Origin of the sequence: Streptococcus sp. 2021WUSS126 (assembly GCF_044427255.1) — a bacterium.
Taxonomy (GTDB): Bacteria; Bacillota; Bacilli; order Lactobacillales; family Streptococcaceae; genus Streptococcus; species Streptococcus hashimotonensis.
In genome coordinates this window covers 1-25,184 of sequence record NZ_JAOTGI010000003.1, presented here as the reverse complement: position 1 = coordinate 25,184, position 25,184 = coordinate 1, and the positions used below count along the sequence as shown (strand labels likewise).

17 protein-coding genes are annotated in these 25,184 nt (G+C 41.8%); 3 read left to right on the top strand and 14 right to left on the bottom strand.

The window, feature by feature from the left end; all coding sequences use genetic code 11:
• Position 1: 1 nt before the first annotated feature.
• Genes ODU39_RS02265 through parE form a run of 5 tightly spaced genes read right to left on the bottom strand, consistent with a single transcriptional unit; the run spans position 2 to position 4,514 of the window.
• The gene (locus tag ODU39_RS02265) at positions 2–736 is read right to left on the bottom strand and encodes a hypothetical protein (RefSeq protein WP_172029969.1); all 735 of its coding nucleotides are present in this window, start codon (positions 734–736) and stop codon (positions 2–4) included.
• A 59-nt stretch (positions 737–795) separates the two neighbouring features.
• Positions 796–1,374 carry a GTP pyrophosphokinase gene (locus tag ODU39_RS02260; protein ID WP_172029970.1) on the bottom strand — a complete coding sequence of 193 codons (579 nt, stop codon included), beginning with the start codon at positions 1,372–1,374 and terminating at the stop codon, positions 796–798.
• Between the two features lie 28 nt (positions 1,375–1,402).
• Complete coding sequence (locus ODU39_RS02255; RefSeq protein WP_398579752.1) at positions 1,403–1,906, bottom strand: YkvA family protein; 504 nt, start codon at positions 1,904–1,906, stop codon at positions 1,403–1,405.
• Positions 1,907–1,938: 32 nt separating this feature from the next.
• On the bottom strand, positions 1,939–2,541 hold the full coding sequence (gene fic / locus ODU39_RS02250) for a protein adenylyltransferase Fic (protein WP_024401696.1): 603 nt from the start codon (positions 2,539–2,541) through the stop codon (positions 1,939–1,941).
• A 23-nt stretch (positions 2,542–2,564) separates the two neighbouring features.
• The gene (gene parE, locus ODU39_RS02245; RefSeq protein ID WP_002935482.1) at positions 2,565–4,514 is read right to left on the bottom strand and encodes a DNA topoisomerase IV subunit B; all 1,950 of its coding nucleotides are present in this window, start codon (positions 4,512–4,514) and stop codon (positions 2,565–2,567) included.
• 142 nt (positions 4,515–4,656) lie between these two features.
• Between parE and plsY the strand changes: the two genes are divergently transcribed.
• Complete coding sequence (gene plsY / locus ODU39_RS02240; protein WP_136671625.1) at positions 4,657–5,301, top strand: glycerol-3-phosphate 1-O-acyltransferase PlsY; 645 nt, start codon at positions 4,657–4,659, stop codon at positions 5,299–5,301.
• 10 nt (positions 5,302–5,311) lie between these two features.
• Here plsY and addA read toward each other — a convergent pair whose 3' ends face one another.
• The 7 genes from addA to uvrC form a co-directional block, all read right to left on the bottom strand.
• Positions 5,312–8,965 (bottom strand): helicase-exonuclease AddAB subunit AddA, encoded by a 3,654-nt coding sequence (gene addA / locus ODU39_RS02235; protein WP_398579751.1) that lies wholly within the window; start codon positions 8,963–8,965, stop codon positions 5,312–5,314.
• The gene (rexB, locus tag ODU39_RS02230; protein WP_398579750.1) at positions 8,965–12,231 is read right to left on the bottom strand and encodes an ATP-dependent nuclease subunit B; all 3,267 of its coding nucleotides are present in this window, start codon (positions 12,229–12,231) and stop codon (positions 8,965–8,967) included. Before rexB ends, addA begins: the two co-directional genes overlap by 1 nt.
• 290 nt (positions 12,232–12,521) lie before the next feature.
• Positions 12,522–16,217 carry a MucBP domain-containing protein gene (locus ODU39_RS02225; protein ID WP_398579749.1) on the bottom strand — a complete coding sequence of 1,232 codons (3,696 nt, stop codon included), beginning with the start codon at positions 16,215–16,217 and terminating at the stop codon, positions 12,522–12,524.
• A 363-nt stretch (positions 16,218–16,580) separates the two neighbouring features.
• Entirely contained in the window at positions 16,581–16,745 is a 165-nt protein-coding gene (locus ODU39_RS02220; RefSeq protein WP_024393955.1) for a hypothetical protein, read from the bottom strand.
• 584 nt (positions 16,746–17,329) lie between these two features.
• Positions 17,330–18,643 carry a GTPase ObgE gene (obgE, locus tag ODU39_RS02215; RefSeq protein WP_105179441.1) on the bottom strand — a complete coding sequence of 438 codons (1,314 nt, stop codon included), beginning with the start codon at positions 18,641–18,643 and terminating at the stop codon, positions 17,330–17,332.
• Positions 18,644–18,846: 203 nt separating this feature from the next.
• Positions 18,847–18,975, bottom strand: a complete 129-nt coding sequence (locus ODU39_RS02210; protein WP_024412289.1) for a DUF4044 domain-containing protein — start codon at positions 18,973–18,975, stop codon at positions 18,847–18,849.
• Positions 18,976–19,031: 56 nt separating this feature from the next.
• Positions 19,032–20,816: an excinuclease ABC subunit UvrC gene (gene uvrC / locus ODU39_RS02205; protein ID WP_398579748.1), complete on the bottom strand. Its 1,785-nt coding sequence runs from the start codon at positions 20,814–20,816 to the stop codon at positions 19,032–19,034.
• 454 nt (positions 20,817–21,270) lie between these two features.
• On the opposite strand from uvrC, the gene ODU39_RS02200 reads away from it, so the two are divergent.
• A complete protein-coding gene (locus tag ODU39_RS02200) occupies positions 21,271–22,014 on the top strand; it encodes an ABC transporter ATP-binding protein (RefSeq protein ID WP_105148507.1) in 744 nt (247 codons plus the stop codon).
• Positions 22,011–23,621 carry a permease gene (locus ODU39_RS02195; RefSeq protein WP_398579747.1) on the top strand — a complete coding sequence of 537 codons (1,611 nt, stop codon included), beginning with the start codon at positions 22,011–22,013 and terminating at the stop codon, positions 23,619–23,621. The genes ODU39_RS02200 and ODU39_RS02195 overlap by 4 nt, the downstream gene beginning before the upstream one ends.
• A 22-nt stretch (positions 23,622–23,643) precedes the next feature.
• On the opposite strand, the gene ODU39_RS02190 is transcribed toward ODU39_RS02195, so the two are convergent.
• Positions 23,644–24,087, bottom strand: coding sequence for a VOC family protein (locus tag ODU39_RS02190; protein ID WP_398579746.1), 444 nt, complete (start codon positions 24,085–24,087; stop codon positions 23,644–23,646).
• 88 nt (positions 24,088–24,175) lie between these two features.
• Positions 24,176–24,925 (bottom strand): LD-carboxypeptidase LdcB/DacB, encoded by a 750-nt coding sequence (gene ldcB / locus ODU39_RS02185; RefSeq protein ID WP_398579745.1) that lies wholly within the window; start codon positions 24,923–24,925, stop codon positions 24,176–24,178.
• Positions 24,926–25,184: the final 259 nt, after the last annotated feature.

The window sequence follows — 25,184 nt, the reverse complement described above, 5'->3', positions numbered from 1 at the left end:
ATTAAACATTTTCTTTCTGAGTTGTTTTTTGAGTTAATTTCTGTAAATTCTCTAAAGAGTCAGTTAGATCTTTAAGATGTTTTTGTTTTTCAATGTTGCTTTCAACATCAATTTTCATTATTTGACATTCTCTTGCTATGTTATACTTCTTTAAAACAATAGAAATATTTTTCTCAATATCAATTACTGAGTTTAGGTGCTCTAATGCTTTATTGCTCAGTCGCTTAAATAAAAATAATTTTGGTTTATTAACTTGATTACTTATGTGGTTTATCCTATTGACAATTGATAGTATATATTTTTCTTTTTTACCTTTGGGAATATTCTCGTTATCTATAATATCAATTATCAGACGTAAACATCGTTTATAATAGTTATGAACAATATTCCAGATAAGGAGTTTATTAGACCTGGTTGAAATATTCCTTAACGAATCTTTGACATAGTTATAATAACTTAGATTTTCTATCCGTTTTAATTCAATAACATTTTCATCTTTAAGCTTATCAAGATTACTTTCTATTTCTTGCTTTAATTCTTCTGATTTTATTTTTACAATTTCCTCATACTTTTCTCTCATTTCCTTTTTCAAACTATTTTTGTCGTAAATAAGAAATGCAATCGTACCAAGAACTATAGTAAAAATTAATGCTAAAGATGAGTAATAAGCCGTTGTCAACCGATCAACAAGATCAACAACTTGACTAACTTCAATTTGTTGCGAATCAAAGGTCATATCCACCTCCAAGAAACTATATTATAAATTCAAATTCTAAAAATAAAATTACAAAATCATCAAATTAACTTTGAAAATTCCCCCACAAACTTCCTCTTATACTTGATATGACTAGCAATATTGCCCTCTACATCATTCTCATCCCACAGTTGCAGTTCCCACGGATAGTAGAAATTGCTCTTATTTTTGAAATAGATATGAATACCGATATAGCCGTCTTTATCTCGCAGATACCAGTTTTTCAGACCATATTGTTCCTGCCAGTCATCCAGACGCTCCATGACCTCCGCAATTTCCTCAGAAGTTAAAATCATACGAGCACCGAAAATATCGTTGAGAATGGAATTTACAGGATAGCCCTCACTTCTCTCTTTAAAACGCTCAATCTTATCCAAAATCGATTCCGATGTTTTGACACGATAAAAATAAGCAATATTCTTGACATCGGCACGCATCAAGTAATCGTTAATGGACTCGTGTAAGTTGAGTCGATAAGTCAGAATAGGCTGGGTTGGAACCTTGGCAAAGGTATGCTTAAGATTGACTTTTTCAACCTTACCTGTTTCAAAATAATCCTTTGAATACTCCAGATGAATACGGTTAATTTCACTTATTAAGCGTTCAACTTTCTCTAACATCTTCTTTCTCCTTTTGAAAATAGCAGAGCTACTCATCCACTTTCCACTGGCTTGCTTGCCAGCTTCTAAAGTCCTCGACATCTGCTTTGATTAATTTCAAACAGGCATTAAGGACAAAGGCATCGTCAAGTAGACCTGCTCCAAGGATGAAATCTGGTAAGGCATCAATAGGACTGAAAAAATAAATCAAAGCACCTATAATTGCGAGGATTGTCCCTTTGGGTAACTTGCTGTAATCTCTACGGATATAGCTTCGCACCATGGAAATCAAGCCTGGAATAGCCGCAAATTTATCTCCACCAAAAGGCATACGAGACAGTTTCCGTTCCGTGCCATGTAAAAAATGTTCTAATTTTCCTTGCTCAGATAGCAAGTTTTCTGCATGTTGCCGAGTTTTGGAAGATTGCCAAATCTTCAATGCTTGGTCAAATTTCTCTTCCAACTCCTGTTTATTTTTAAATGGCTTGCGCTTTCGAGCCCATTCAGACAACCGTTTTTGAAAACGGTCAGTTAATTTTACTCTTAATGGCATAAAACACCTCACATCATTTGTTTATGCTAGATTTACAAATCCTCAATACGATAAAGGTTGTAACCCTCGTAGTAATAGGATTGATCGATGCCTTTGAAATATGTTGCTTGATCAAGATTCTCTGTTAATGCCTTAAATAATAAATATTTAAGCTCGCCTGTTGATACATGACTTCTAATCATCGCATTGAAATAGTCATCTTTATCAATACTATTCCAATCAACCACCTTGCCCAAACTATCTCGTAGCATACAATCCAACCAGATACGCATACTACGACCATTTCCCTCACGGAAAGGGTGAGCAATGTTCATATCCGCATATTTTTCAACAATTTCATCAAAAGTTTCGTGAGGTAGCTTGTCGATATAGGTTAAAGACTGCTCAAGAAAGATTCGAGGAGCAAATTGAAAATTATCTTTGGCAATGTTGACATCACGAATTTTCCCTGCAAAGTCGTAAATATCCTCAAATAAAGCCTGATGAATGTGTGCCAAACCTGCAAAAGTCCCAACTTCTATCTGGAATAACTGACCAGTTTCAAACAGTTGAGCTGCTTTTTTCTTGCTGATTTGTTCTTCAAGACGGGCTAATTCAGCAGAATTTTCAATCCCCAATTTATTTTCTAAAACCATACTGCACCTCAACTTCCCTGAGATTATTTGGTAAAAGCTGTCGCTTCCTCCAAGGTAAACTTAACATTGTCCTCAATCCACTTGCGGCGTGGTTCGACCTTGTCGCCCATGAGGACGGATACACGGCGTTCAGCACGCGCCAAATCTTCAATGGTGACACGGATAAGGGTACGGGTTTCAGGGTTCATGGTTGTTTCCCAGAGCTGATCGGCATTCATCTCACCAAGACCCTTGTAGCGTTGGAGGATGAAGCCCTTGCCAAAATCCTTGCGGAGATCTTCTAATTCTCCGTCAGACCAAGCATAAGCAATCTTTTCTGTCTTGCCCTTGCCTTTAGACATCTTATAAAGTGGCGGAAGGGCGATGTAAACCCGACCTGCTTCTACTAACGGTCGCATATAGCGATAGAAGAAGGTCAGCAAGAGGGTCTGAATGTGGGCACCATCCGTATCCGCATCGGTCATGATAATAATCTTGTCATAGTTGACATCTTCCAGCGTAAAGTCTGAGCCAACACCTGCACCGATGGTGTAAATCATGGTGTTGATTTCTTCATTTTTGAGGATGTCCGCCATTTTAGCCTTGGCGGTATTGATAACCTTACCTCGCAAGGGTAGAATGGCTTGGAACTTGCGGTCACGGCCCTGTTTGGCAGAGCCTCCGGCTGAATCTCCCTCGACCAGATAGAGTTCGTTTTTGGCTGGATTTTTGGACTGGGCTGGAGTTAATTTTCCTGATAGGAGGCCCTTATCCTTCTTGTTTTTCTTGCCATTTCGGGATTCGTCACGCGCCTTACGCGCAGCCTCGCGAGCGTCACGGGCCTTAATGGCCTTGCGAACTAGATTAGATGCTAGCTCGCCATTTTCCAAAAGGAAGAAGGTTAATTTATCCGATACAATGCCGTCCACCACAGGACGAGCAAGTGGGCTTCCCAACTTGTCCTTGGTCTGTCCTTCGAACTGCAAATGCTCTTCTGGTACAAGGATAGAAAGGACCGCAGACAGACCTTCACGGTAGTCAGAGCCTTCCAAATTCTTGTCCTTTTCCTTGAGCAAGTTGGTCTTACGAGCATAGTCGTTCATGGCCTTGGTAATAGCTAGTTTGAGACCTGTTTCATGGGTACCGCCATCCTTAGTCCGAACGTTGTTAACGAAAGACAGGATGTTGTCTGAATAGCCGTCGTTGTACTGCATGGCCACTTGGACCTGGAATCCTGCATCTTCTCCTTCAAAATAGAGGACAGGTGTCAGAGTTTCCTTGTCTTCGTTGAGGTAGGATACAAAGTCCTGGACACCATTTTCGTAGTGGTACTCCTCCTGCTCACCCGTCCGCTCATCTGTCAAGGTCATGGTGACTTGCTTGAGCAAGAAGGCTGATTCTTTCAGGCGTTCGGCAATGGTGTTGAACTTGAAATCAGTCGTTGAGAAGATGGTATCGTCAGGCATAAAGGTAACTTTTGTACCTGTTTTTGATTTTGGAGCGGTACCAATCTTCTCTAAAGTCGTAACTGGTTTTCCGCCCTGCTCAAACCGTTGCTTGTAAACAGCTCCGTCACGGGTAATCTCAACTTCCAACCAGCTGGACAGGGCATTGACCACCGAGGAACCAACCCCGTGGAGACCACCTGAAGTCTTGTAGCCACCTTGACCAAACTTACCACCTGCGTGGAGAACGGTGAAGATGACTTCAACCGTTGGCTTGCCTGTTGCATGCATACCGACAGGCATTCCGCGTCCACGGTCGGAAACAGACAGGCTACCGTCCTTGTTAATAGTCACATCGATCCGATCACCGAAACCAGACAAGGCCTCATCGACAGCGTTATCGACAATCTCCCAAACCATATGGTGCAAGCCATTTCCGTCTGTGGATCCGATGTACATACCAGGGCGTTTGCGAACAGCATCTAGGCCTTCCAATACCTGAATGGCATCATCATTGTAATTATTTATATCAATCTCTTTCTTAGCCAAAATTGACCTCCATACTTATCATCCTTTCTATATTACAAGTTTTTTAGCATTTTTGCAAAATATTTCTGCTACCTATCGGCTGAGACAGCTCATAAAATAAGATTTTGGACTAAATTAGATGAAAATATGCTATAATGAAAACATGTTAGTCAATCTTATTTTACTATTTATTGCATATTTATTGGGATCTATCCCGTCAGGACTTTGGATAGGTCAAACTTTTTTCAATATCAACATTCGTGAACATGGTTCGGGAAATACTGGAACAACCAACACATTCCGTATTTTAGGTCCGAAGGCAGGAACGATTGTATTTGTAATTGATTTTCTCAAGGGAACGTTGGCAGCCTTGCTTCCGCTAATCTTTCATGCCCAAGGAATTTCTCCGATTGTATTTGGGCTAATGGCTGTACTGGGACACACTTTCCCTATCTTTGCCCAATTCAAAGGTGGAAAGGCGGTTGCAACATCTGCTGGTATGCTTCTAGGCGTCGCACCTGCTTTTTGCCTCTATCTAGTCATCATTTTTGTGACTTCTCTTTACCTCACTTCGATGGTTTCCTTCTCCAGCGTATTGGCTGCTGCTTTAGCAATCTTAGGAGCTCTGCTATTTCCAGCAATAGGAATCATCCTGCCAAGCTACGACTGGCTCTTTACCATTATCATCGTCTTTTTGGGCCTATTTGTCATTATCCGCCACAAGGAAAATATCCAGCGGATTTTGAAAAAAGAAGAGAACCTTGTCCCATTCGGACTCAATCTAACCAAACAGAAAAAGCGAGTTTAACCACTCGCTTTTAATTTATGTTGACTTCAACCACTTCAATCCTCTCCCCACCAAGCAAAATCAAATGACAGTCTACACGATTTATCTTGTAGGCTTTTTTCAATGCCTCGGCATAGAGTTGCATTTGAGCTTGGTAACGTTGGCTGAGTTGGCTTGGTTGGTCATATTTGTCTGTCTTGTAATCAAAGAGGACAATATGATCATCATATAGTAGGTAGCCATCGATAATCCCACGAAGGACAAATTGTTCCTGCGATACAGAATCAGTCTGTAAACTTGCAAATGGAGCTTCTCGGTGGAGTTTGTCCGTATTGGCTAGAATTTCTCTTCCTAAGTCTGTATCAAAGAAATCTAAAATCATCTGAATATTGATTTTGTCTTTAACCGCTTGCTCAGCATGAACAGCTTCTAGGGCTTCTCTTACCGTATCTTCTGTCACCAACCAAGACAGATCTAAGCGTTGCATGAGTTCATGGACTGTTGAACCGACTTGGGCTCCAGTAATTTTTGGCTTCTTGGAGAAATCTGGTAAGTTGAAGGTTCGTTTTGGCTGGTATTTTTCCATAACTTCCATGCCTTCCTGTTCCAAGACAGGCTCATAGAGTTTCTTGATTTGACTTGGAGTACGTAAACTTGGTAATTCGATGGCAGCCTTATAGCGGGCATTCAATTCTTGGACAGAAGATAATTGGTCCAAGGCCTGGGCAATATCTTCTGATTGACGAATATCTTTAAGGCTGGCGTCTTCTAGCTTATTCTTCAATGTAAGTTTTCCAATCTTCTCCTCTGTCAAATCCTCGTCCGTTACAAAGACTTTCTTGAAGTGCAAGTCTTCTCCTGAGAAGGCCTCATCAATGGCTAGAATCCAGTCTTGGAAAGTCGCCATGCTTTCACGAGTTGATTGGGCAAGTACGCCATCTTCCTTTTTACCATCGTATTTTTCAGCTAACTTGTCAGCATTGCCCTTTCCAACCAGATACAGCTTCTTCTCTGCACGCGTTAGTGCAACATAAAGCAACCGCATTTGTTCTGAAAGATTGGCAATTTTTAGCTCTTGGAGATTATTTTGATAAGGCAGGGTGTTCATTAAGACTCGCACCTGAGGCAATGGGCTCTTTACCTTATCTTTCATATCCGCTAAATATTGGATACCCAGACCATTTTTCCGGCTGATGATGACTGACTGGTAATGGTCTTCCAAGTTGAATCGCTTATCGATGTTCATGAGGAAGACATACTTGAACTCCAGACCTTTTGACTTGTGGATGGTCATAAGTTGTACAGCATTTTGCGGTAGAAACTCTTGTACATCTGCCAAATCCTTGTCATTTGCTAAGGCACGGTCAATCATGGCGATGAAGCGAGACAAGCCCTTGTAGCTTGTTTTTTCAAACTGGTTGGCACGCAGACCTAGTGCATATAGATTGGCCTGACGCTTGCTGCCATTTGGAAGAGCACCGACATAGTCATAGTAGAATTTTTCATTGAAAATCTTCCAGATCAAGTCATAAATAGAGTGCAGTTTGGCAAAGGCACGCCAGTTTTCCAAAATAGACAAGAAATCCGTAATTTTCTTCTTCAACTCTCCTGACATAAGTTCAGGATGTTGTCCACTTACTTGTTGGGCTAATTCCATTTTCTGGTAAAAGAAACCTGTCCCAGCCTGCAAGGAAATCCGTGTCAGCTCATCCTCATCAAAACGAAACATAGGCGATTTGAGAAGGGCAACCAAGGCATAGTCGTTTAGTGGATTATTGATAACCCGCAAGGTATCCAGCATGATCATGACTTCTAAAGATTGCAGATAGGAGGCTGCTCCGCCATCTGCCACAATAGGAATCCCATGTTTTTCAAAAATGGACATAATGAGGTCATTGTGCGTCCGTTTTTGTACTAAGAGAGTGATGTCCTTGAAGTCTGCTCCTTCTTCATTGTGAAGACGAATAATCTCTTTTGCAACGACCTCAATTTCACCAGCAGTCAGAGGAGTTTCCTCCTCAGCATCCGTTGAAGAATGTGCGCTCTCCTGCTGGTCGTAAATCAAGTATTCCATTTCATGCTTGAGCTGGGCAATTTTTTGACCAGGACTACCAGCCACCAGACTGTGGGTGTCGTCATACTTGATTTCCCCTACTTGACGGTCCATCAAGCGCGTGAAAATAGCATTTGTTGCATCCAAGACCTCAATCTGACTACGGAAATTTTCCTTGAGCAAAATCAATTTCCCAGCCTGAGGATTTGCCTGGTACAGTTCAAATTTCTCTTGGAAAATCATTGGATCTGCCTGACGGAATCGATAGATGGACTGCTTAATGTCGCCCACCATAAAGCGGTTGTGACCGTTAGACAGCAGGTCCAGCATTCGCTCTTGGCTATGGTTGTTATCCTGGTACTCGTCCACCATGACTTCATGGTATTTTTCTTGGAAAAACTGGCGGATGTCCGCATTTTCTTCTAAAATGCGAATAGCGAAATGCCCAATATCGCCAAATTCAAAAGCTGCTTCCTTGATTTTGACATCCAGATAGGCCTGCGAAAAATCCAAGACAAAGTCACGTAATAATACAAGCAGTGGCAAAGCTTGAGCCTGATAATCTTTCAGCAGGGTTAATTCATAAACTTCCTGACCCAAATCTCGTAGTCCTGAGATAATCTGGCTCTTGCCAGCATTGTATTCTTCTTTAAAGGCTATCAAATGCTCATCTTTTGGTCGATTGGCATTGGTCAGGCCTTTTCCTCTGGACTGGTCATTGATGAGAAGGACTTTTTCAACCCGTTCCATCAAGTCCTTCTGGTCCAGACTATCTAAACCTGTCAGCAAATCCAAGACTTCTTCCACATTGGCAAAATACTTGGCGGAACCAAAGTCATTTCTGCCACATTCCACATGGTAGCGGAAGAAATCTGCAGCTTGATAGAGCTTGTCTAACACTTTTTCCTTAAAACCTTGCTCTAAGATCTGCTCTATACGCTCCTGACTGTACAAATCAGCTTGAACAGCCTGCTCTTTCAGCCATTTAGTTGGACTGCTCGTCGATTGGCTAAAATCATGCACCTGATAAACAACCTGACGGAAACCACTATTATCCTTACGGTTGCCTGAAAAATTGCGAACCAGTTTGCGGAATGCACCATTTTCATCCTGTTCAAGATAATCTGCAAAGAGCTGGTCAAAGACCTCTTTTTTCAGACTCGCTTTTTCTGTCTCATCCTGTAAAATCCGAAACTGCGGAGAAATACCAAGGCTATAACCGTAGGTTGTGACCAATTTCTGCGTAAAGGAGTCCATGGTCCCAATATCCGCCTTGGTCAAATCCGCCAACTGAGCCGACAAATGCCGACGCAATTCCATATCGGTCGTCTCAGCAATGGTTTCGTTGAGATTTTTCTCAATCCGCTCCTTCAATTCACCAGCCGCTTTGACTGTAAAGGTCGAGATAAAGAGCTGATCGATTCCCACACCACGCTTCAACTTATCCAAAATCCGTTGAACCATAACGAAGGTCTTTCCTGACCCAGCCGATGCAGAGACCAGAACATTCTGACCGTGCGTGTAGATGGCTTCAATCTGCTCAGGTGTGCGTTTTTGTTGCTTATCAGAATTGGCTTCCGCCAGCTGCACAGCCTTGATTTCTTCCGCGCTTAAAAATTCTTCAAAAGCCATTAGTCCTGACCTCCTTTCATTCGTTCCATCCAATCTTGACGCTTAGCCTCTTTGACCAACCGCCGTGCCATGCCCATGTGCCGATCCGCCTCAAAACCAGTGATTGCCTTCAGCTGCTCACCAGCCACCGAACGCCCATCTTTGGTATAAGGGTTAATAGCAAAGCGACCATCTAGAATGTCCTTGGCAGCTTGTTTGTAGAGTTCTTGGTTGTGGTTCAATAAAACCGCAAACTCATCTTCCGTGTAGAGTTGGTTACGAGTCTGATAAAAATGATTGAGCCCCAGACTTTCCTCCTTCAAGAAAAGCCCCTTGTAAACCAAGCTCGTATTGGCAGCTCCTTCTAGCTGTTCTAAATTCTTCGTGTCTTTTAACTTGATAATCGGATCCTGCAAATGCAAGTACATAGCCCCAAAAACAGGTTTATCCTTGGTTTCATCCAGCTCTTGTAAGGCTGCCAGGTAGGTCACCAACTGAGGTTTTAGACCATTGTAAAAATCCCCAACTGAAAAAGATTGGTCGCTGGACTTGTAATCCACAACACCGACAGCCTGATTGATTTGCAAGGTATCCAAGCGGTCAATTGTACCATTTACATGCACACTCTTGCCATTTTGAAGGTCAAAAACCAGCGCCTTATCCTGACGGAAACTCTTTTCCTGACCATCAATTTCAACCAAATCATTATCCCGCAAAATGGTTGCACTGGAACGAGCAATCTTATCCAGCACCTCCTCCGTATAACGAGCATCCGCATCCTGGTTATAGAACATAGCAAATTCTGCCTCGTCACGCGTATGCAGGATGGCCTTGTCCACTTTTTGATCAAAATCTAGCTCAGATTGGTCCATGACCACTCGTTCAAAAATCCGATGCAAGAACAAACCATGCTGAAAGGCCGTCGGATGGATGGATTCCTGTTCCCGCAAGCGAAGAACATTGCGGACAAAGTAAAGATATTGGTTATTGTAGAAATTGGTCAAGCTGGATGCAGAAAGATTGAGCGGCTTATCCTCTGGATATAAAGCAGCCAAGGTATCAGCCGCAAGCTGTTTAGAAGTAATTTCGCCAGTAATGGTCGGAATTTCAATGCCTTGCGACTCCAATTTCTTCTTCAAATGGCGAACCAATACTGTCCAGAAGGCCGTCTGCCCTTCCCATTCTTCATTATCAAGAGATGGCCTTTCCGACTCAATCAAACGGGATAAGAGACTCTTGTAGTGACCGATGTCTTGCGGACTAAGTGTTTTAATCCGACCACGTTCTTCGGATTTCAGCCCCATTTTTTGGAGAATTTTAATATAAGGTGAGAGACTATCTTCACCTTCATTATAAATCTGAGGAGTAGAAATAACTAACTGTTCCGTCGCAGAATTAAGCAGAGACATCATAGCAGCATGGTTCTTCTTGATATTCTCTCGGCTGACCAAATCAAAACGTGAAGAACTAGCCGAGACAAGATTGACTTTTTCCATCTCTTCTTCTGTCAATAGACTGGTATTCTTAGCAACTTTTGGAAAATTAGACTGGCCCATCCCGATAGCATAAACATACTTTGCAGTGTGTGGCTCGATCAAATCATAGGATTTGACATTGACCACATCAACCGTTGCAGGAACGGTACGATAGTGACTGGCCTGCATACCAGCCTGTAAAATAGCCAGAAAGTCATCCATCTTCAATTTTTCTTTTCCGAAAATCTGATGAAAATTCTCTAGAATATGGGTAAAACTTTTCCAGACCTGTTCTTCTTTTTCTTGCTCTACTTCACTCAAATTTCGAGACATATTTTCCATATTTTTAGGAAGCTCAATTGCCTCCAAAAATGCCATAAATTTCTCAAGCAAGGCAGTTCCAGATTGTGGTCCAGCCTTAAACAGCTGGTTCAAAGGCTCCATAATCTTAGCACGTAGGGGTTCCAAGACATTCAAATCATAGACAAGTCGCATCTCCTTGACAGTCTCAACATCGTAGTCCGCTCTGCCATTGACCGAAAAAGCCCTCGAAAAAGCAGCCTGCCCCTTCATATCCGCAAAGAGGATGTAAGACTCAAATAGGTCCAGCTCCTTTTGGGAAATGCTGGCGTACAAACCAGATTTGAGGAGATTGAGCAGGTCTTCCGCACGGAAACGATAGCGACGCAAGCGTTCCAAGGACTCCACAAAATGGACCAGGGGATGATGACTCATCTCCTCTGCCTTGCCGAAATAGTAAGGAATCTCATACTTGTCAAAAATCTTGCCAATCTGCAACTTGTAGCTATCCACATCACCCAAGAGCAACAAGATGTCTTTATAGCGAGCCCCTTGATGCACATGCTGACGAATCGCAGTCGCAACCTGCTCCACCTCTTCTTTTTGGTTAACGACTTCCCATAGTTGGATTTTTTCTTGGTCAGCTGGAGTCAAGTCTATCATGGTCCCGCTGTAGTCATAATAGGCTTCCATATTCTTTGAAAATTTACCAATACTGTCCAAGACTGGCTCTTGACCAATATAAGTAGTCTTAGTCTGGAACTGCGCTGATAACTGACGTAAAAAGTCAACGTTAGCTTGATAAACGTTCCCTTCCGCATAGGTCGCTTGCACAGCTTTCTTGCTGGCATATACACCAATCAGGATTTCCGACACCCGTTCATTTAAAGCACTTACTAAAGCTTCTTCTTCTGCCGAAAAACGAGAAAATCCGTCTACCACCAGCACAATGTTCTTCAACTGCTCATCCAACTGACCAGTTTCTACCAAGCTAGTCAGCTGTGCTAACTTAGACTGATGCTCAAAGCCTTCTTTGGACAAAATGTCTGTTACAGCCAGAAAAATCTTTACCAAATCAGCCTGCTTATCTGGTGACTCCATGGCTTCCAAGTCCAAAATAGACATATTTGCCCGTTGCAATTCTTTGTATAAAGCAACTAGCTGGTTAATGAACCCAAAATCTGTCTGTAAACGACCATAGACTTTCAAGTCGCCATCTTCAAATTGCGATAGAACACGAAAGAAAATCATGGCCAGACCAACATCATCCAGTGGTTGACCTGTTTCTTTCTTATCAATCATCAAATAGCGTACCAATTGCCCAAAACGGGTCACGATAATATCAAAAGTTGCCTGTTCAGGCAGGTATTCCAAGACCTTGCGCTCCATCTCAAAGGATAGAGAGTTTGGAGCAATGTAAAAAACTCGCTTAGCTTCCTTAGCAAATTCTGCTGCGGTGTCCGTTAAATACTGCGTCAGAGGATTGCGAATATCTGTATAGACTAATTTCATATCAAATTCTCATGCTTTCGTTGAATATACTATATCTAGTATATCAAAATAAGACAAAAAAATGGGAGTGAGAAAGAACTCGACCGAACAAAAAAAGAGCTCGTCTCCCACCCCCACACAGCTCCAACAGTCAGAGTAGTGACTGTTGGAGGTTGGAAATGGAGCGAACTCTAAGATGTAGCTCTGGACTTTTTGCCCAGCCTCATTTTTTCGGAAAGGCAATCCTGCCTGTTACGTACAATTCTTATACTTTCTATATGGGGGAATAAAGTCTGTATAAAGAATTTTGACTAATCTTCGTTACGACGACGTTTTCTTGCAAACGCAAGTGTTGCGACAAGCATTGCTGTACCAAGCGCACCTGCCACAGATGAAGCCTCACCAGTATTTGGCAATTGAGCTTTACCTGAAGCGGTTTTACCTGCTTGAGGTTTTGCAGGAGTTTCCTTCTCAGGTGTTGTTGGTTTATTAGAAAGTTTGCGATAAATATGTGTCGTATTACCTTCTTCATCAACTACAGTACGCACATACTCGTAACCTGAAATTTGACGTTTTGGTGTTGACCCATCCTCTTTTGGCGCAATAGGGTTACCTTCTTCATCAACGTGGTTAGTCACGACTTTCTTAGCAGGAGTTTTCTTGTAGATATGAGTTGTATTGCCATCTTCGTCAGTAACAGTTTTACCTGTGAACTCGTAACCTGGGATTGATTTGTTTGGTTTTGTTCCCTCTTCTTGTGGCGCAACAGGGTTACCCTCTTCATCAACGTGGTTGGTTACAACTTTCTTAGCAGGTGTTTTCTTATAGATGTGAGTTGTATTACCATCTTCGTCAGTAACAGTTTTACCTGTGAACTCATAACCTGGGATTGATTTGTTTGGTTTTGTTCCCTCTTCTTGTGGCGCAACAGGGTTACCCTCTTCATCAACGTGGTTAGTCACAACTTTCTTAGCAGGTGTTTTCTTGTAGATGTGAGTTGTGTTGCCATCTTCGTCAGTAACAGTTTTACCTGTGAACTCGTAACCTGGGATTGATTTGTTTGGTTTTGTTCCCTCTTCTTGCGGTGCAATAGGGTTACCTTCTTCATCAACGTGGTTAGTCACGACTTTCTTAACTGGAACATAAGGAATTGGTGTATCAACACCTGGATTTTCTGGTGTTGGTGGTACATATCCCTTACCTGGATCGTTTGGATCAACTGGTTCCAACGGTGTGTTGTCCTTAGGATCAACCGGTGTGTATCCTGGAACGTAAGGAATATTTGGAATCTCACCATTTGTTCCTGGTATCGTTGGATCGATTGGCTCATCTGGCTCTGTTGGGTCAAATGGGTAAGGTACTTTTGGACGCTCTGACTCTGGTACATTTGGAATCTCTGGAATCCAGTTTGCAACTTTCTGGTAAACATAAGTTACTGTGATTGTTCCTTCGATAACTTTACCATTTTCCTCACCATCTGTCTTAGATGGAACAAGGACATAGCGTGACCCATCTTTTGTGACGATTTCGTTTGGTTTCTTGTCAGTTGTAGTATAAGCATCTCCAACCGGTGCATCAGACACATCCGTTTCTGGATCTTTGATCACATTACCTTCTGTATCTTTGTAGTTTACAACTACAGAACCTGTCACTGCTTTATAGACATAGGTAACTTCTTTATTAACACCAGCTTCAATCTTACCTGTTGTTGGGTCAATACCTTTCGCAGTATTATTGCCAACTGCAATCAAGTTATTTCCCTTGCCAACTTTACCAACCGGATAATCACCAGCAGGAACAAGTTTGTACACCTTGCCTTCAAAAGTGATGGAAGCTAATTTCTGATCCAAGTCGGTATCATAATTATAACCAGGTTTCGCATCTTTTTCATCTGAAACAGGAGCTTTGATTACTTTACCATTGACATCAACAAAGTTAACATTAACGTTACCAGCTTTTTCGTAAACATACTTAACAGTTGTTGTACCTTCAACCACCGCACCGGTTGTCTTAGCTGAATCAGATTTAACTTCTTTGTAGAAGTAGACTGTCCCGTCAGCAGCAACCAATCTATCCGGTCTATGGTCAGCATCTGTATTATACTGGGTACCAAGTTCTGACTTAGGAGTATCCACAACTGAATTTACAATTTGTTTTCCGTCAGTATCGTAGTACTCAACAATGACATCACCGTATTTAGGACTCACTTTATAGACATGAGTTGTCTCTACAGCTGTAGCCACTGCAGCGTTTCGGAGATATTGTTGGATACCAAATGGTTTATACCCCTTATCAACGTGAGTTTCACCTTTAGCCGTACCAATCCATTTAAATTCTGTGCTACCTGTATTTGCAGTCGTCCAAACTTGGGTACCGATATAAATTCGACCATATTTACCACCAGTTGTATCATCCCCAGACCATTGGGCAACTACACGATACTTACTACCTTGGTCATTTGTAGCACTTTCCTTGAATACCATAAAACCATCCTCAACTGTATAAGGAGATAGAATAGTTGTGTTGGTATTATAATCGTATACCTTCGAATCAGCAGTGTAGACAGTTGGGGAGGTTTCAAGCAACGGAATAAAGCCAGTAGTATCCGTTCCAGTCCAGTCCACAGTACCCGTATAAGTTGGATCCAAAAGATAGATTTTGATAACAGATTGGTTGTCTGCTACAACCTCGCGAATAGCCTTATATTGTACAGTCCCTTCTCTAACGGCACCTGCAAGCATGACCGTACCTTTTGGATAGGCACCTTGAACAGCTCGTTGTTCTGTTTTTACATAGTCATAACCAGTAAAAGTACGGACTTTAGATGAAGTAACCTTTTGACCTGCAATGGTTTGTAAACTGTAAGTCGCCAAAACTGTTCCATCTTCAGTAACATAACGAGTTGTATTGACTTGATATGCAGGTACTATGATTGTGGAATAAAGTCGATCTGCATCATCAAAAAATTTCAATGCCCCTGGAGTACTTGTTGTAGCTATTGAAGCATCATAGGTTAAGATAATTTTACTATTCTTCTCGTTGACTGTTTTAGGATAGCTAAAAGTGGCAGTACTACCAGCTTCAAGTTTGTAACTCTCTAATACTTCTCCGTCCTTCGTACTAACCAACTCTGCTAATACAGTTGAGGTTGATGGATCCGAGTCCAAAGAATAACGGATATAAGCATTAACAACAGCCCCTCCAATAATCGATCCTTCTTGGTTTTGATTATAAGCATTTAAATCAAATGACTCAAAAGTATACCAACCAGATTCTTTTGTAGCCTCAATTTTATCTCGAAGCGTATGAGGAGCAATTTCTGCACCATTTGGATCAGACATTGAAGGTGTTGCTGTTGTCGTTCTATCTAGAAGGGTACCTTCGCCATCGCCAACTTTCAATGTTGATGCAGTTGTATCAAGAGCTGCTGTATCAAGAGCCGCTGTCAAGAGACCATCTACAGTGTATTTTTGCAATGCATTCCCCAACGCCTCATTGGCTGCTTTAACCGCTGCGACTTGCGCTTCAACTTGCTCAACAGTTGCTGCTGGGTCCGCCCAAATTGCCTTAGCTGCTGCAAGTTTTGCTTGAACATCCGCTACAGCTCCCGCAAGGGTTGCATCTTCAGTTTTAGCCAACTCTTTTTGACCAAGATCAACCAACAGTGGTGATTCTGATGTTACCTGTTCAAGAACAGCTTTCGCTTTTTCAACTTCTGTCGAAGTCGTAGCTACCGCACTCGTATTTTCAGCCGGTGCTGGCGTAGCTTCAGCATTTGTTTTTCCAACTTCTTCTGCAACCGCTTCTGTTGAAGCAGGCGCTACACTACTGGCAATAGTTGGTTCTGACGAAGCACCAGCTTCTTCAGCTTTAACAACCTGTGTACCGGCACCTAAAACTAACGACACACCAAGCAAAACACTTGCTGCACCAAAATGATACTTACGAATCGAAAATTGTTGTTTCGTGCCGTACCAGTCAAATGATTTTTTATTTGCTTTACGCATAAAAAATCCCCCATATAAATATTAATTTAATTACACAAATTTTCTACTCTTTGTATCAAAGCCTTGAAAACTCCTGCAATCATCTGAGGTATTATACTACAAATAACTTTAAATGCCAAGTAATATTATAAAATTCCTCAAAAAACATTATGAATTCGCTTCAATTCGAGAAGAAACCAGTATATTCATAGTTTTTTCATATTTTTTAAGAAATTTCACTTTTGAGAATTTCTATAAAATTACCGACACCGCAAAAATATTCGCGCCATATCTTGTATTCTTATACATATAGCCAATAATAAATAGTCAATAAATTTTTAAAAAAATCTGCCTGTTTTCTGATACAACAAGCAGATTTTGACTTTATTCCTTTTCTTGCTCTCTTGCCAAACGCTCACGTTCCAAACGGAATTTGCGATTGGGATTGAGCCTGTTAAAGAGTTCTTCTAATTTTTCAGCATTCCAAACATCGGCTGCTGAAACAAAATTCCCATCTTTATCCTTGAAGGATATTGGCTTATCACCCATACAGACCTCCAACTATTTTTTTTAGATTGCTCACAAACGACTGTCACCAACTGAATGAAATTTGTAAAGCTATAGTCTGCTCTCGAATTTCTAAGTTCGTACTAGACTAACTTACCGGACAGGTCAAATCCTTTAGGACTTAAATGTGATTCCAACGTTACGACATGGAGCCCAAATGGTCGATACTACCATTTGGGTGAAGTTAGTAAGGTAGCTAGCCAAGGTCTCCTAGGACTTGGCGTAGTTTGACTAGAGGCTGGGCAAAAAGCCCAGCGGCTACTACTCAGAGTTAGTGTCAACATCTCAGCGCAGTGGTTGATTGGCAGATTTGTTCGTGTTTTACACTCCAAATCTGATCTAATCAACTGTGCGGGGGTGGGAAGACGAACTCTTTTTTAACTAGTCGAGTTCTTTCCCACTCCCAGTCAAACTGCTTACCTCGCTTGCGAGTTTTCAGGCTCGGGCTGAAAAAGTCCCCCAGACATGGTCGCTTTTGTATTTCAAGGCGACCAGCTGATACAGTTCCCCAAACTACCTCGCTTTCGAATTTTTAGGCTCGGGTTAAAACTGTCCCCCAGACAGTTTTAATCCACAAACTCAAATTCGAACTTGCCAATACGGACGATGTCGCCGTCTTTGGCACCACGCGCACGGAGGGCTTCATCAACACCCATACCACGTAACTGGCGAGCAAATTTCATGACAGATTCGTCACGATCAAAGTTGGTCATGGTGAAGAGTTTTTCCAGCTTGTCACCAGATAGAATCCAACTTGCATCGTCTGCACGACTGATTGCAAATTCTGGTTCATCTGGATTAAAGCCATAGTAAGCCTCTTCTTCTTGGAAATCTGATTCGTCGTAGAGCAAAAATTCTGGCGTTTTCTCAAGCAACTCGGCTGTGGCTTCTAGTAGATTTTCCAGACCTTGGTGAGCAATACCAGAAATTGGGAAAATCTGTGGCAATTCTTCAAACTCATCATAGTTGGCTGCCAATTTTTTCTTGAACTCTTCCAGATGTTCTTCTGCCTCTGGCATGTCCATCTTGTTGGCAACGATAATCTGAGGACGCTCCATCAAACGAAGATTGTAAGTTTCCAATTCATTGTTGATGGCTACATAGTCCTCATAAGGATCACGACCTTCACTTGCTGACATGTCCAAAACATGCAAGATAACACGTGTCCGCTCGATGTGACGGAGGAATTGAGTTCCAAGTCCCACGCCTTGACTAGCACCTTCAATCAAACCAGGCAAATCAGCCACTGCAAATGACTCGCCAGACTTGGTCCGCACCATTCCCAAGTTAGGAACAATGGTTGTAAAGTGATAGGCCCCAATCTTTGGTTTAGCAGCTGTAATCACGCTAAGAAGCGTTGACTTACCAACTGACGGAAAACCAACAAGACCAACGTCAGCTAGTACTTTTAATTCCAATTCAAGGTTGCGCTCCTCACCTGGTTCACCATTTTCAGAAATCTCTGGCGCAGGATTCTTAGGGGTCGCAAAACGAATGTTGCCTCGACCACCACGACCACCGTGAGCAATAACAAATTCCTGCCCATTCTCAACCAAGTCCGTAATGATTTTACCTGTATCAGCGTCACGCACAGTTGTTCCCTGCGGTACACGAACAATTAAATCTTCCGCTCCTCGACCGTGCATACCTTTGGTCATCCCTTTTTCACCATCATCAGCCTTAAAGCGACGGTTGTAACGGAAGTCCATCAAGGTCCGCAAGCCTTCATCTACAACGAAGACAACATTTCCACCATGACCACCATCACCGCCCCAAGGACCGCCGTTTGGTACATACTTTTCACGACGGAAGGCAACCATCCCATCGCCTCCCTTACCTGCCTTGACCTTAATCTTGGCGGTATCTAAAAACATACTCATAATTTACCTATTCTTTCCTAGAAAAAAACGCTTAAAAGCGTTTTAGACCTCTATTCACAAGCGAAGTGCTTATATATAAGCGAAGGTTTTTAGCTAATCAAGGTCGTTCTTTGAGAGAATACTGACTGTATTTTGAAAAAACTAACGATGAACAGCTTAAAAACCAACCTTAGATAAAAGTGCCGAACTGTCAATACAGGTTCTTAATTCATCAATGCATTAATAGCTGGTAAAATCAAGCCAGCCAATGTCGCGACAACCATCACGACAACGATTATTAAAGTCACTTTCTCAAATGTTGTTTTTTTGTGTTTTTCTTCACCAAAAGCCATTGCTTTCTCCTTATTTAGTCATTGATAGTTTATTCTAACACATTATGGGAATGTTTTCAAATCTCATCCTTTGAAGAAAGGCTTTCCTTGACCAACTCCGCCACCTTATACGGCACTCCTGCTTCTGCGATTTCCTGCAAACTTGCTGACTGGATATTGCCAATAGACTTGAAATGCTTCATTAGAGCCTGTTTGCGTTTTGGTCCCAAGCCTTCTATGCCATCCAATTTGGATGAGAAGGAATTTTTTGAGCGTACTTGACGATGAAACTCAATAGCAAAGCGGTGAACCTCATCCTGAATCCGATGCAGGAGGAAAAATTCCTGTGAATTACGAGGCAACTCAACTACTTCCAGCGGATTGCCAAAGAGCAATTCGTGGGTCTGGTGCTTGTCATTCTTCTGCAAACCTGCAATGGGAATGGACAGCCCCAACTCCTGCTCGATAACCTGCTTGGCAACATTGACCTGCCCCTGACCACCATCGATGATAATCAAATCAGGCGGTGTCAAACCGTCACGAAGCACCCGACTATACCGCCGTTGCAACACTTCTCGCATGGAAGCATAATCGTCTGGTCCCTCCACCGTCTTAATCTTGTATTTGCGGTATTCCTTTTTATTAGGCACCCCATTTTCAAAGACCACCATAGCCGACACAGGACTGGTCCCCATGATGTTGGAGTTATCGAAAGCCTCAATCCGCACAGGCGTCGGAATCCCCAAAAGCTGACCGATATTCTCCACAGCACCGTAGGTCTTCTCCAGATTTTTCTCCAAGAGATTAAACTTCTGCTCCAGACTAACACGCGCATTCTTGGTCGCCAGATTGATGAGCTGCTTCTTCTCGCCACGCTGGGGCTTAAGCACCTTGGTATCTACCAGAGCTTCTACGGCTTCTTGGTCAATATCCTGCGGTATCAAGACCTCCGACGGAATCAAATGTTGCTGGTCCCTGTAAAACTGACCGATGTAGGTCAAAAAATCTTCGTCCGCATCATTATAGTATGGAAAAAGATTGACATTCCGCTCAATCAATTTCCCCTGCCGAACAAAGAAAACCTGCACACACATCCAGCCCTTGTCCACATAGTAGCCAAAGACATCCCGATTCTGCAAGTCATGAGCCATCACACGTTGCTTGGTCCGCAGGGTGGAAATGGATTGCAGGACATCGCGATATTCCGCAGCCTTTTCAAACTCCAGATTGCCAGCAGCTACCTTCATCTTTTCTTGCACTTCCTTGACAATCTTATCATCATGTCCTGTCAAGAACTGGGCCACTTCCTTAGCCATCTTATCATAGTCAGACAGGCTGGGCAGGTTTTCTCCATGGGCCAAACATTGCCCCAAATGATAATAAAGACAATACTTGTTCTCAGGCAATTTACATTTGCGGAAAGGATACAGACGCTCCAATAGCTTGAGAGTCTGGTTGGCCGCCCCCACATCTGGATAGGGACCGAAATACTGACCGCCATCCTTTTTTATCTGCCGTGTAATCATCAGCCGTGGGTGGCGTTCCTTGGTAATCTTAATAAAAGGATAGGACTTGTCATCCTTGAGCATAATGTTATAGCGAGGCTTGTTTTCCTGAATCAGATTGATTTCCAGTAAGAGGGCCTCGATATTGGAATCCGTCACGATAAATTCAAAGTCGGCAATTTCAGATACTAATGCCTCTGTCTTGGTATCATGGGCACCACGAAAATAAGACCGCACCCGATTGCGCAGGTTTTTGGCCTTGCCCACATAGATAATTTTTCCGTACTTGTTTTTATGGAGGTAGCAACCCGGACTGTCCGGCAGCAATTCCAACTTATGCTTGATCAAATCGTTCATAGGTCTATTATAGCAAATTTTCGGATAATCGAGCTTATTCCACTCCATTGTATATAGTCTTTTAGTTTACTTTTAGTACTCGCTTCAAAGGTTTGGGGAACCTTTGAAGGCTGGAAATAGCGCGAACCAAGTTCGCTTCAAAAGCCGCAGGCATAACTGAAGTTAGGCAAGGCGAGTTCAAATACTCCTGTGGAGTGTTTGAAGTTGGAAATAGGGAAACGAAGTTTCCTCGTACGCCGAAGTAATAAAAGAAAAACTAAATGACGATACTCGACTTCTTGGAATATATCCGCATCTATACTACAAAAATATTGATAGAAACTATTGCTTTTGTACTAATTCAGCAGTATAATAAATGTAATTAATTGTATATATTATTCGAAGAACATTGGAGTACGGCTTGGAATACCTAGCAAGCTCCTACTTTTAGTTCACGAATAACAAGGAGGTTACTATGATACAATTTGACCATATCACAAAAACATACGGCGAAACAATCGCACTTGATGACCTAAATTTGACAATTGAAAGCGGCGAGATTTTCGGTTTAATCGGTCACAATGGGGCAGGAAAAACAACGACAATCAGTCTATTGACTTCGATAATCGAAGCCAGTTATGGAACTATCTCTGTTGATGGTTTAAACCTAGAGGAGAACCACGATGAAGTCAAGAAACGGATAGCCTATGTTCCAGATTCGCCAGATATTTTCCTACACTTAACAGCTTTTGAATACTGGCACTTTATGGGCAAGGTCTATGGTGTAGAAAAGGATACAGTTGATGACCGTATCGCTAAACTATCTAGTCTATTTGATATGACCGCGCGCCAGCATGAGCCTATTGATAGTTTTTCACACGGTATGCGTCAGAAAACCATTATTATTGGTGCATTGATCCCTAACCCTGATATTTGGATTTTGGATGAACCCCTAACTGGACTGGATCCTCAGGCCTCTTTCGACCTCAAGCAAATGATGAAAGAACATGCTCAGTCTGGTCACACCGTTCTATTTTCTACACACGTCCTTTCAGTAGCTGAACAACTCTGTGACCGCATTGCTATTCTTCGAAAAGGGCAACTCATTTTCGTAGGAAGTCTAGATGAACTCAAATCACAGTATCCAGATAAAGATTTGGAGACCATCTATTTGGAATTAGCTGGACGCCAACAAGTGAAGGCAGGTGAGGAAGTATGAGTAAATCCATCATTTGGGAACTAGTAAAGATTAATATTCTTTATTCCAATCCTCAACTTCTAGCTTCCGTCAAGAAGAAACAAAGCAAGCGCAAAGACGCCTCCTTTTCAGCCTATAAAAGTGTCCTCTTGCAACAAGTATTTATGGTTTTGAGTTTCGGACTTCTCTATTCTGTCTTTTTCATGGGAGTAGATTATAGTCAGTCCATCGGTTTCTTTTCTCTGCAACTAGCGCTCTTTACCATTATTGCCATTGTCTACGGTTTTACAGGTTTCTTCTCCGTTTTCTACGATAGTAAGGATACAAAGTTGTATTTAGCACTTCCCCTGAAGCCACAAGAAGTCTTCCTCGCTAAAATCCTCTCTGCACAAGGGATGGTCTTACCCTTCCTCATGCCGTGTCTGTCTTTACTTCTAATCACTTACTGGCAAATTGGCGGTCCGCTCCTCGCCTTAGCTTCCATTCCTTCTTTTTTGATTCTCTGGATTTTAGCTAATTTAGTCAATCTGATTATCATGCACTTTGTTGGGGAAGTTCTGACAAAAAGCCCTCGTAAAACATTGATTTCTACAATCCTGATGACAGGTTCTTCCTTGCTGGCTTTTGCTGCACTCATGTTCCTGCAATCTCAGCAGACCGTTTCACTCGAATCTGGTGGCTTTGTTGATTTTCCTATCATACCTATATTTGCTGGATTCCATTACTTGGTCAGCCATACTATCTCACTAGAAACACTCCTTCATTTTGGACTTCCTCTCATTTTGATGATTGGACTTATTGTGTTTGCGTTTAAAACTGTCATTCCCAACTACTTTAATCAAGTTTTGGCGATTGAAAATGCTTCGACAAAACGAACCAATAATGCTAAATCTGCCAAGATTCCTAGCAATCTCAATCAGGCTTTAGTGAAACACCACCTATCTACTCTTAAAGATAGCAACCTCATGGTCCAAACCATGATACAACCAATCATTATGGGAGTAGCGCTTTTTCCAAGTTTTAGCCGTTTCACAGAGAATGGTGGTCTGAGTTCAGTTGAATGGGATTTCTTTGGTATTGCTCTATTAGCTGGATTCTTGCTTGGCAGTCTATTTGCTGGTTCTACAACCTTCATCGGAGTGGCCATGTCATTGGAGAAGGAAAATTATCATTTCATTCGAACACTTCCTATAAGTTTCAAAAAATTTATCATCCAAAAATTCTGGGTATTGGCTGCCGTGCAATTTGCACTACCGACTCTACTTTACTTTGCTTTGGCTCTAGGTTTCATGAAAGTCAAATTCATTCTAGCATTCTTCTTTACAGTCGGCATCATCATTTCAGCCCTGCTAACTGGTCAGATTTATTACTGGCGTGACCAACGACTCCTCATGCTCAACTGGCAAAATAGTAACCAGTTATTTGGTCGCGGAGCGGGTCAATGGTTGATTGCTGGATCAATCATAGGAACAATGTTTCTCGGAGCCATTATTCTAGTTTTCAGCATCATATTAGCTGGCACTATTGGTGCAGCTTATGTAAGCTCAGCCTTGATGACCTTACTGCTTATCCTATCAGCTACTCTTCAACTGTATATTTACAAAGCTTATTGGCAAAAACTAAAATAGATTGGACATTGTCCAATCTATTTTAGTTTTCTGCGTAATATTCCTGACCGTAGCCTTCTACTTCAGCATTAATTTGCCAAGAGATACCAAACTTGTCTGTTACATTACCATAGGCAGGAGACCAAGGAACTGCTTGAAGTTCCATATTGATAGCAGTTGCATCTACGGATAACTTGCTGTATAGTTCCTGCGCTGTCTCAGCATCATCTGTGATAAGCGCAACTGTAATATTGTAACCTACTGTATAAGGCATTTCTGGGTTGTTGTCTGACAACATAAACCGTTGACCATTCAAACGAAACTGTGCATTCATCACGTAATTTTCTAGTTCAGCAGGGCAGTCTGGTAAGAAATCTTTAAATAGATTTACTTGCTCAACTGTTGCCCCAAGAGCATTTTTATAAAACTCGATGGCTTCCAAACCATTACCATTAGTAACCAAGTATACTTCCATTGCTTTAAGCATGATGGACCTCCAAAATTATGATGGTTTATTATATCACGAGTTAGTTATACGGACAAATTTTTCGACTTATTTCTGACTAAATGTAAAATTAGTAGTCTCCACCTGGTACACCAAAATATTCTTCCAAGGTCAAGCCTGAATTGTAAATATCTGTCGCTTCTTGACCAATATATCGCACATGCCAGGATTCTGCCATATAGCCTGTGCTAGATTCTTTTCCTGGAAGATAGCGGACAATAAAGCCATATAGGTGTGCATTCGTAGCCAACCACTGAGAAGCATTGGGTTCTTCTAATAAATTACCACTTGTATCCAATAAATCAAAGGCTAATCCTGTCTGGTGTTCACTATATCCAGCTCTTGCAGAATACCTATCTGCCGCTGCTTGTCCTTCTTGATTTACATAGGACTGATAGAGACTTGCCTGAGTTTCATAGGAACGAAATCCACTGTAGTTGTTGGAGATACCAAATCCTAGCGCCTGCATATCTGCTTTTAAACGTTGAAAAGCTGCTAAGGCTTCAGGATTTTCGCCTGGTGCATAATCAGCTGCAAGCGGATGCTTTTTATTGGCGATAATCACTTCGCCATATTTTCCTTGTACACTATAATAGGAACCGTTAAAATTTACCTGAGTCTTTGTGTTTGTTACTTCTTGATTCGTTTCCACTGATGTAGAGCTGCTTGTTGACTGCTCCGAAGATGTTGAAACAGACTGACTTGAAGTAGTCGAAACAACCGTTGACGAATTTTTTGTAGTATTGGTCTGTTCCGTCTTTTGATGACATGCTGCTAGTAAAAACATAGCCGGCAAGCATAACAGAATAGTACGTTTCATTATTATCACTCCGTTCTCTTATAATTATGTCTATTGTAGCACAATCATAAGACCCCGTCTAATGATGGCTTATGATTTTAACCATTAATATTTTAATGCACGTTGAACTTCTCTAGATTTGTTTTCTTTACACGGGAGTTTGACAGTTTGAATGACACAAAAGTGCTCTAATCGTTGATATAGCGCTATTTTTTTGTCAAATTTTTGTATATATTTCTTGCGTACTTTCTCGTACTGTGGTATAATAGAGTGAGGTGCG

Excerpts from the sequence above, each read along its gene's own strand:
- obgE (WP_105179441.1), bottom strand. The coding sequence starts at position 18,643 with ATGAGTATGTTTTTAGATACCGCCAAGATTAAGGTCAAGGCAGGTAAG.
- ldcB (WP_398579745.1), bottom strand. The coding sequence starts at position 24,925 with ATGAAACGTACTATTCTGTTATGCTTGCCGGCTATGTTTTTACTAGCA.
- addA (WP_398579751.1), bottom strand. The coding sequence starts at position 8,965 with ATGGCTTTTGAAGAATTTTTAAGCGCGGAAGAAATCAAGGCTGTGCAG.
- ODU39_RS02265 (WP_172029969.1), bottom strand. The coding sequence starts at position 736 with ATGACCTTTGATTCGCAACAAATTGAAGTTAGTCAAGTTGTTGATCTT.
- uvrC (WP_398579748.1), bottom strand. The coding sequence starts at position 20,816 with ATGAACGATTTGATCAAGCATAAGTTGGAATTGCTGCCGGACAGTCCG.
- ODU39_RS02255 (WP_398579752.1), bottom strand. The coding sequence starts at position 1,906 with ATGCCATTAAGAGTAAAATTAACTGACCGTTTTCAAAAACGGTTGTCT.
- rexB (WP_398579750.1), bottom strand. The coding sequence starts at position 12,231 with ATGAAATTAGTCTATACAGATATTCGCAATCCTCTGACGCAGTATTTA.
- ODU39_RS02260 (WP_172029970.1), bottom strand. The coding sequence starts at position 1,374 with ATGTTAGAGAAAGTTGAACGCTTAATAAGTGAAATTAACCGTATTCAT.
- ODU39_RS02220 (WP_024393955.1), bottom strand. The coding sequence starts at position 16,745 with ATGGGTGATAAGCCAATATCCTTCAAGGATAAAGATGGGAATTTTGTT.
- plsY (WP_136671625.1), top strand. The coding sequence starts at position 4,657 with ATGTTAGTCAATCTTATTTTACTATTTATTGCATATTTATTGGGATCT.
- ODU39_RS02225 (WP_398579749.1), bottom strand. The coding sequence starts at position 16,217 with ATGCGTAAAGCAAATAAAAAATCATTTGACTGGTACGGCACGAAACAA.
- ODU39_RS02195 (WP_398579747.1), top strand. The coding sequence starts at position 22,011 with ATGAGTAAATCCATCATTTGGGAACTAGTAAAGATTAATATTCTTTAT.
- ODU39_RS02200 (WP_105148507.1), top strand. The coding sequence starts at position 21,271 with ATGATACAATTTGACCATATCACAAAAACATACGGCGAAACAATCGCA.
- fic (WP_024401696.1), bottom strand. The coding sequence starts at position 2,541 with ATGGTTTTAGAAAATAAATTGGGGATTGAAAATTCTGCTGAATTAGCC.
- ODU39_RS02210 (WP_024412289.1), bottom strand. The coding sequence starts at position 18,975 with ATGGCTTTTGGTGAAGAAAAACACAAAAAAACAACATTTGAGAAAGTG.
- ODU39_RS02190 (WP_398579746.1), bottom strand. The coding sequence starts at position 24,087 with ATGCTTAAAGCAATGGAAGTATACTTGGTTACTAATGGTAATGGTTTG.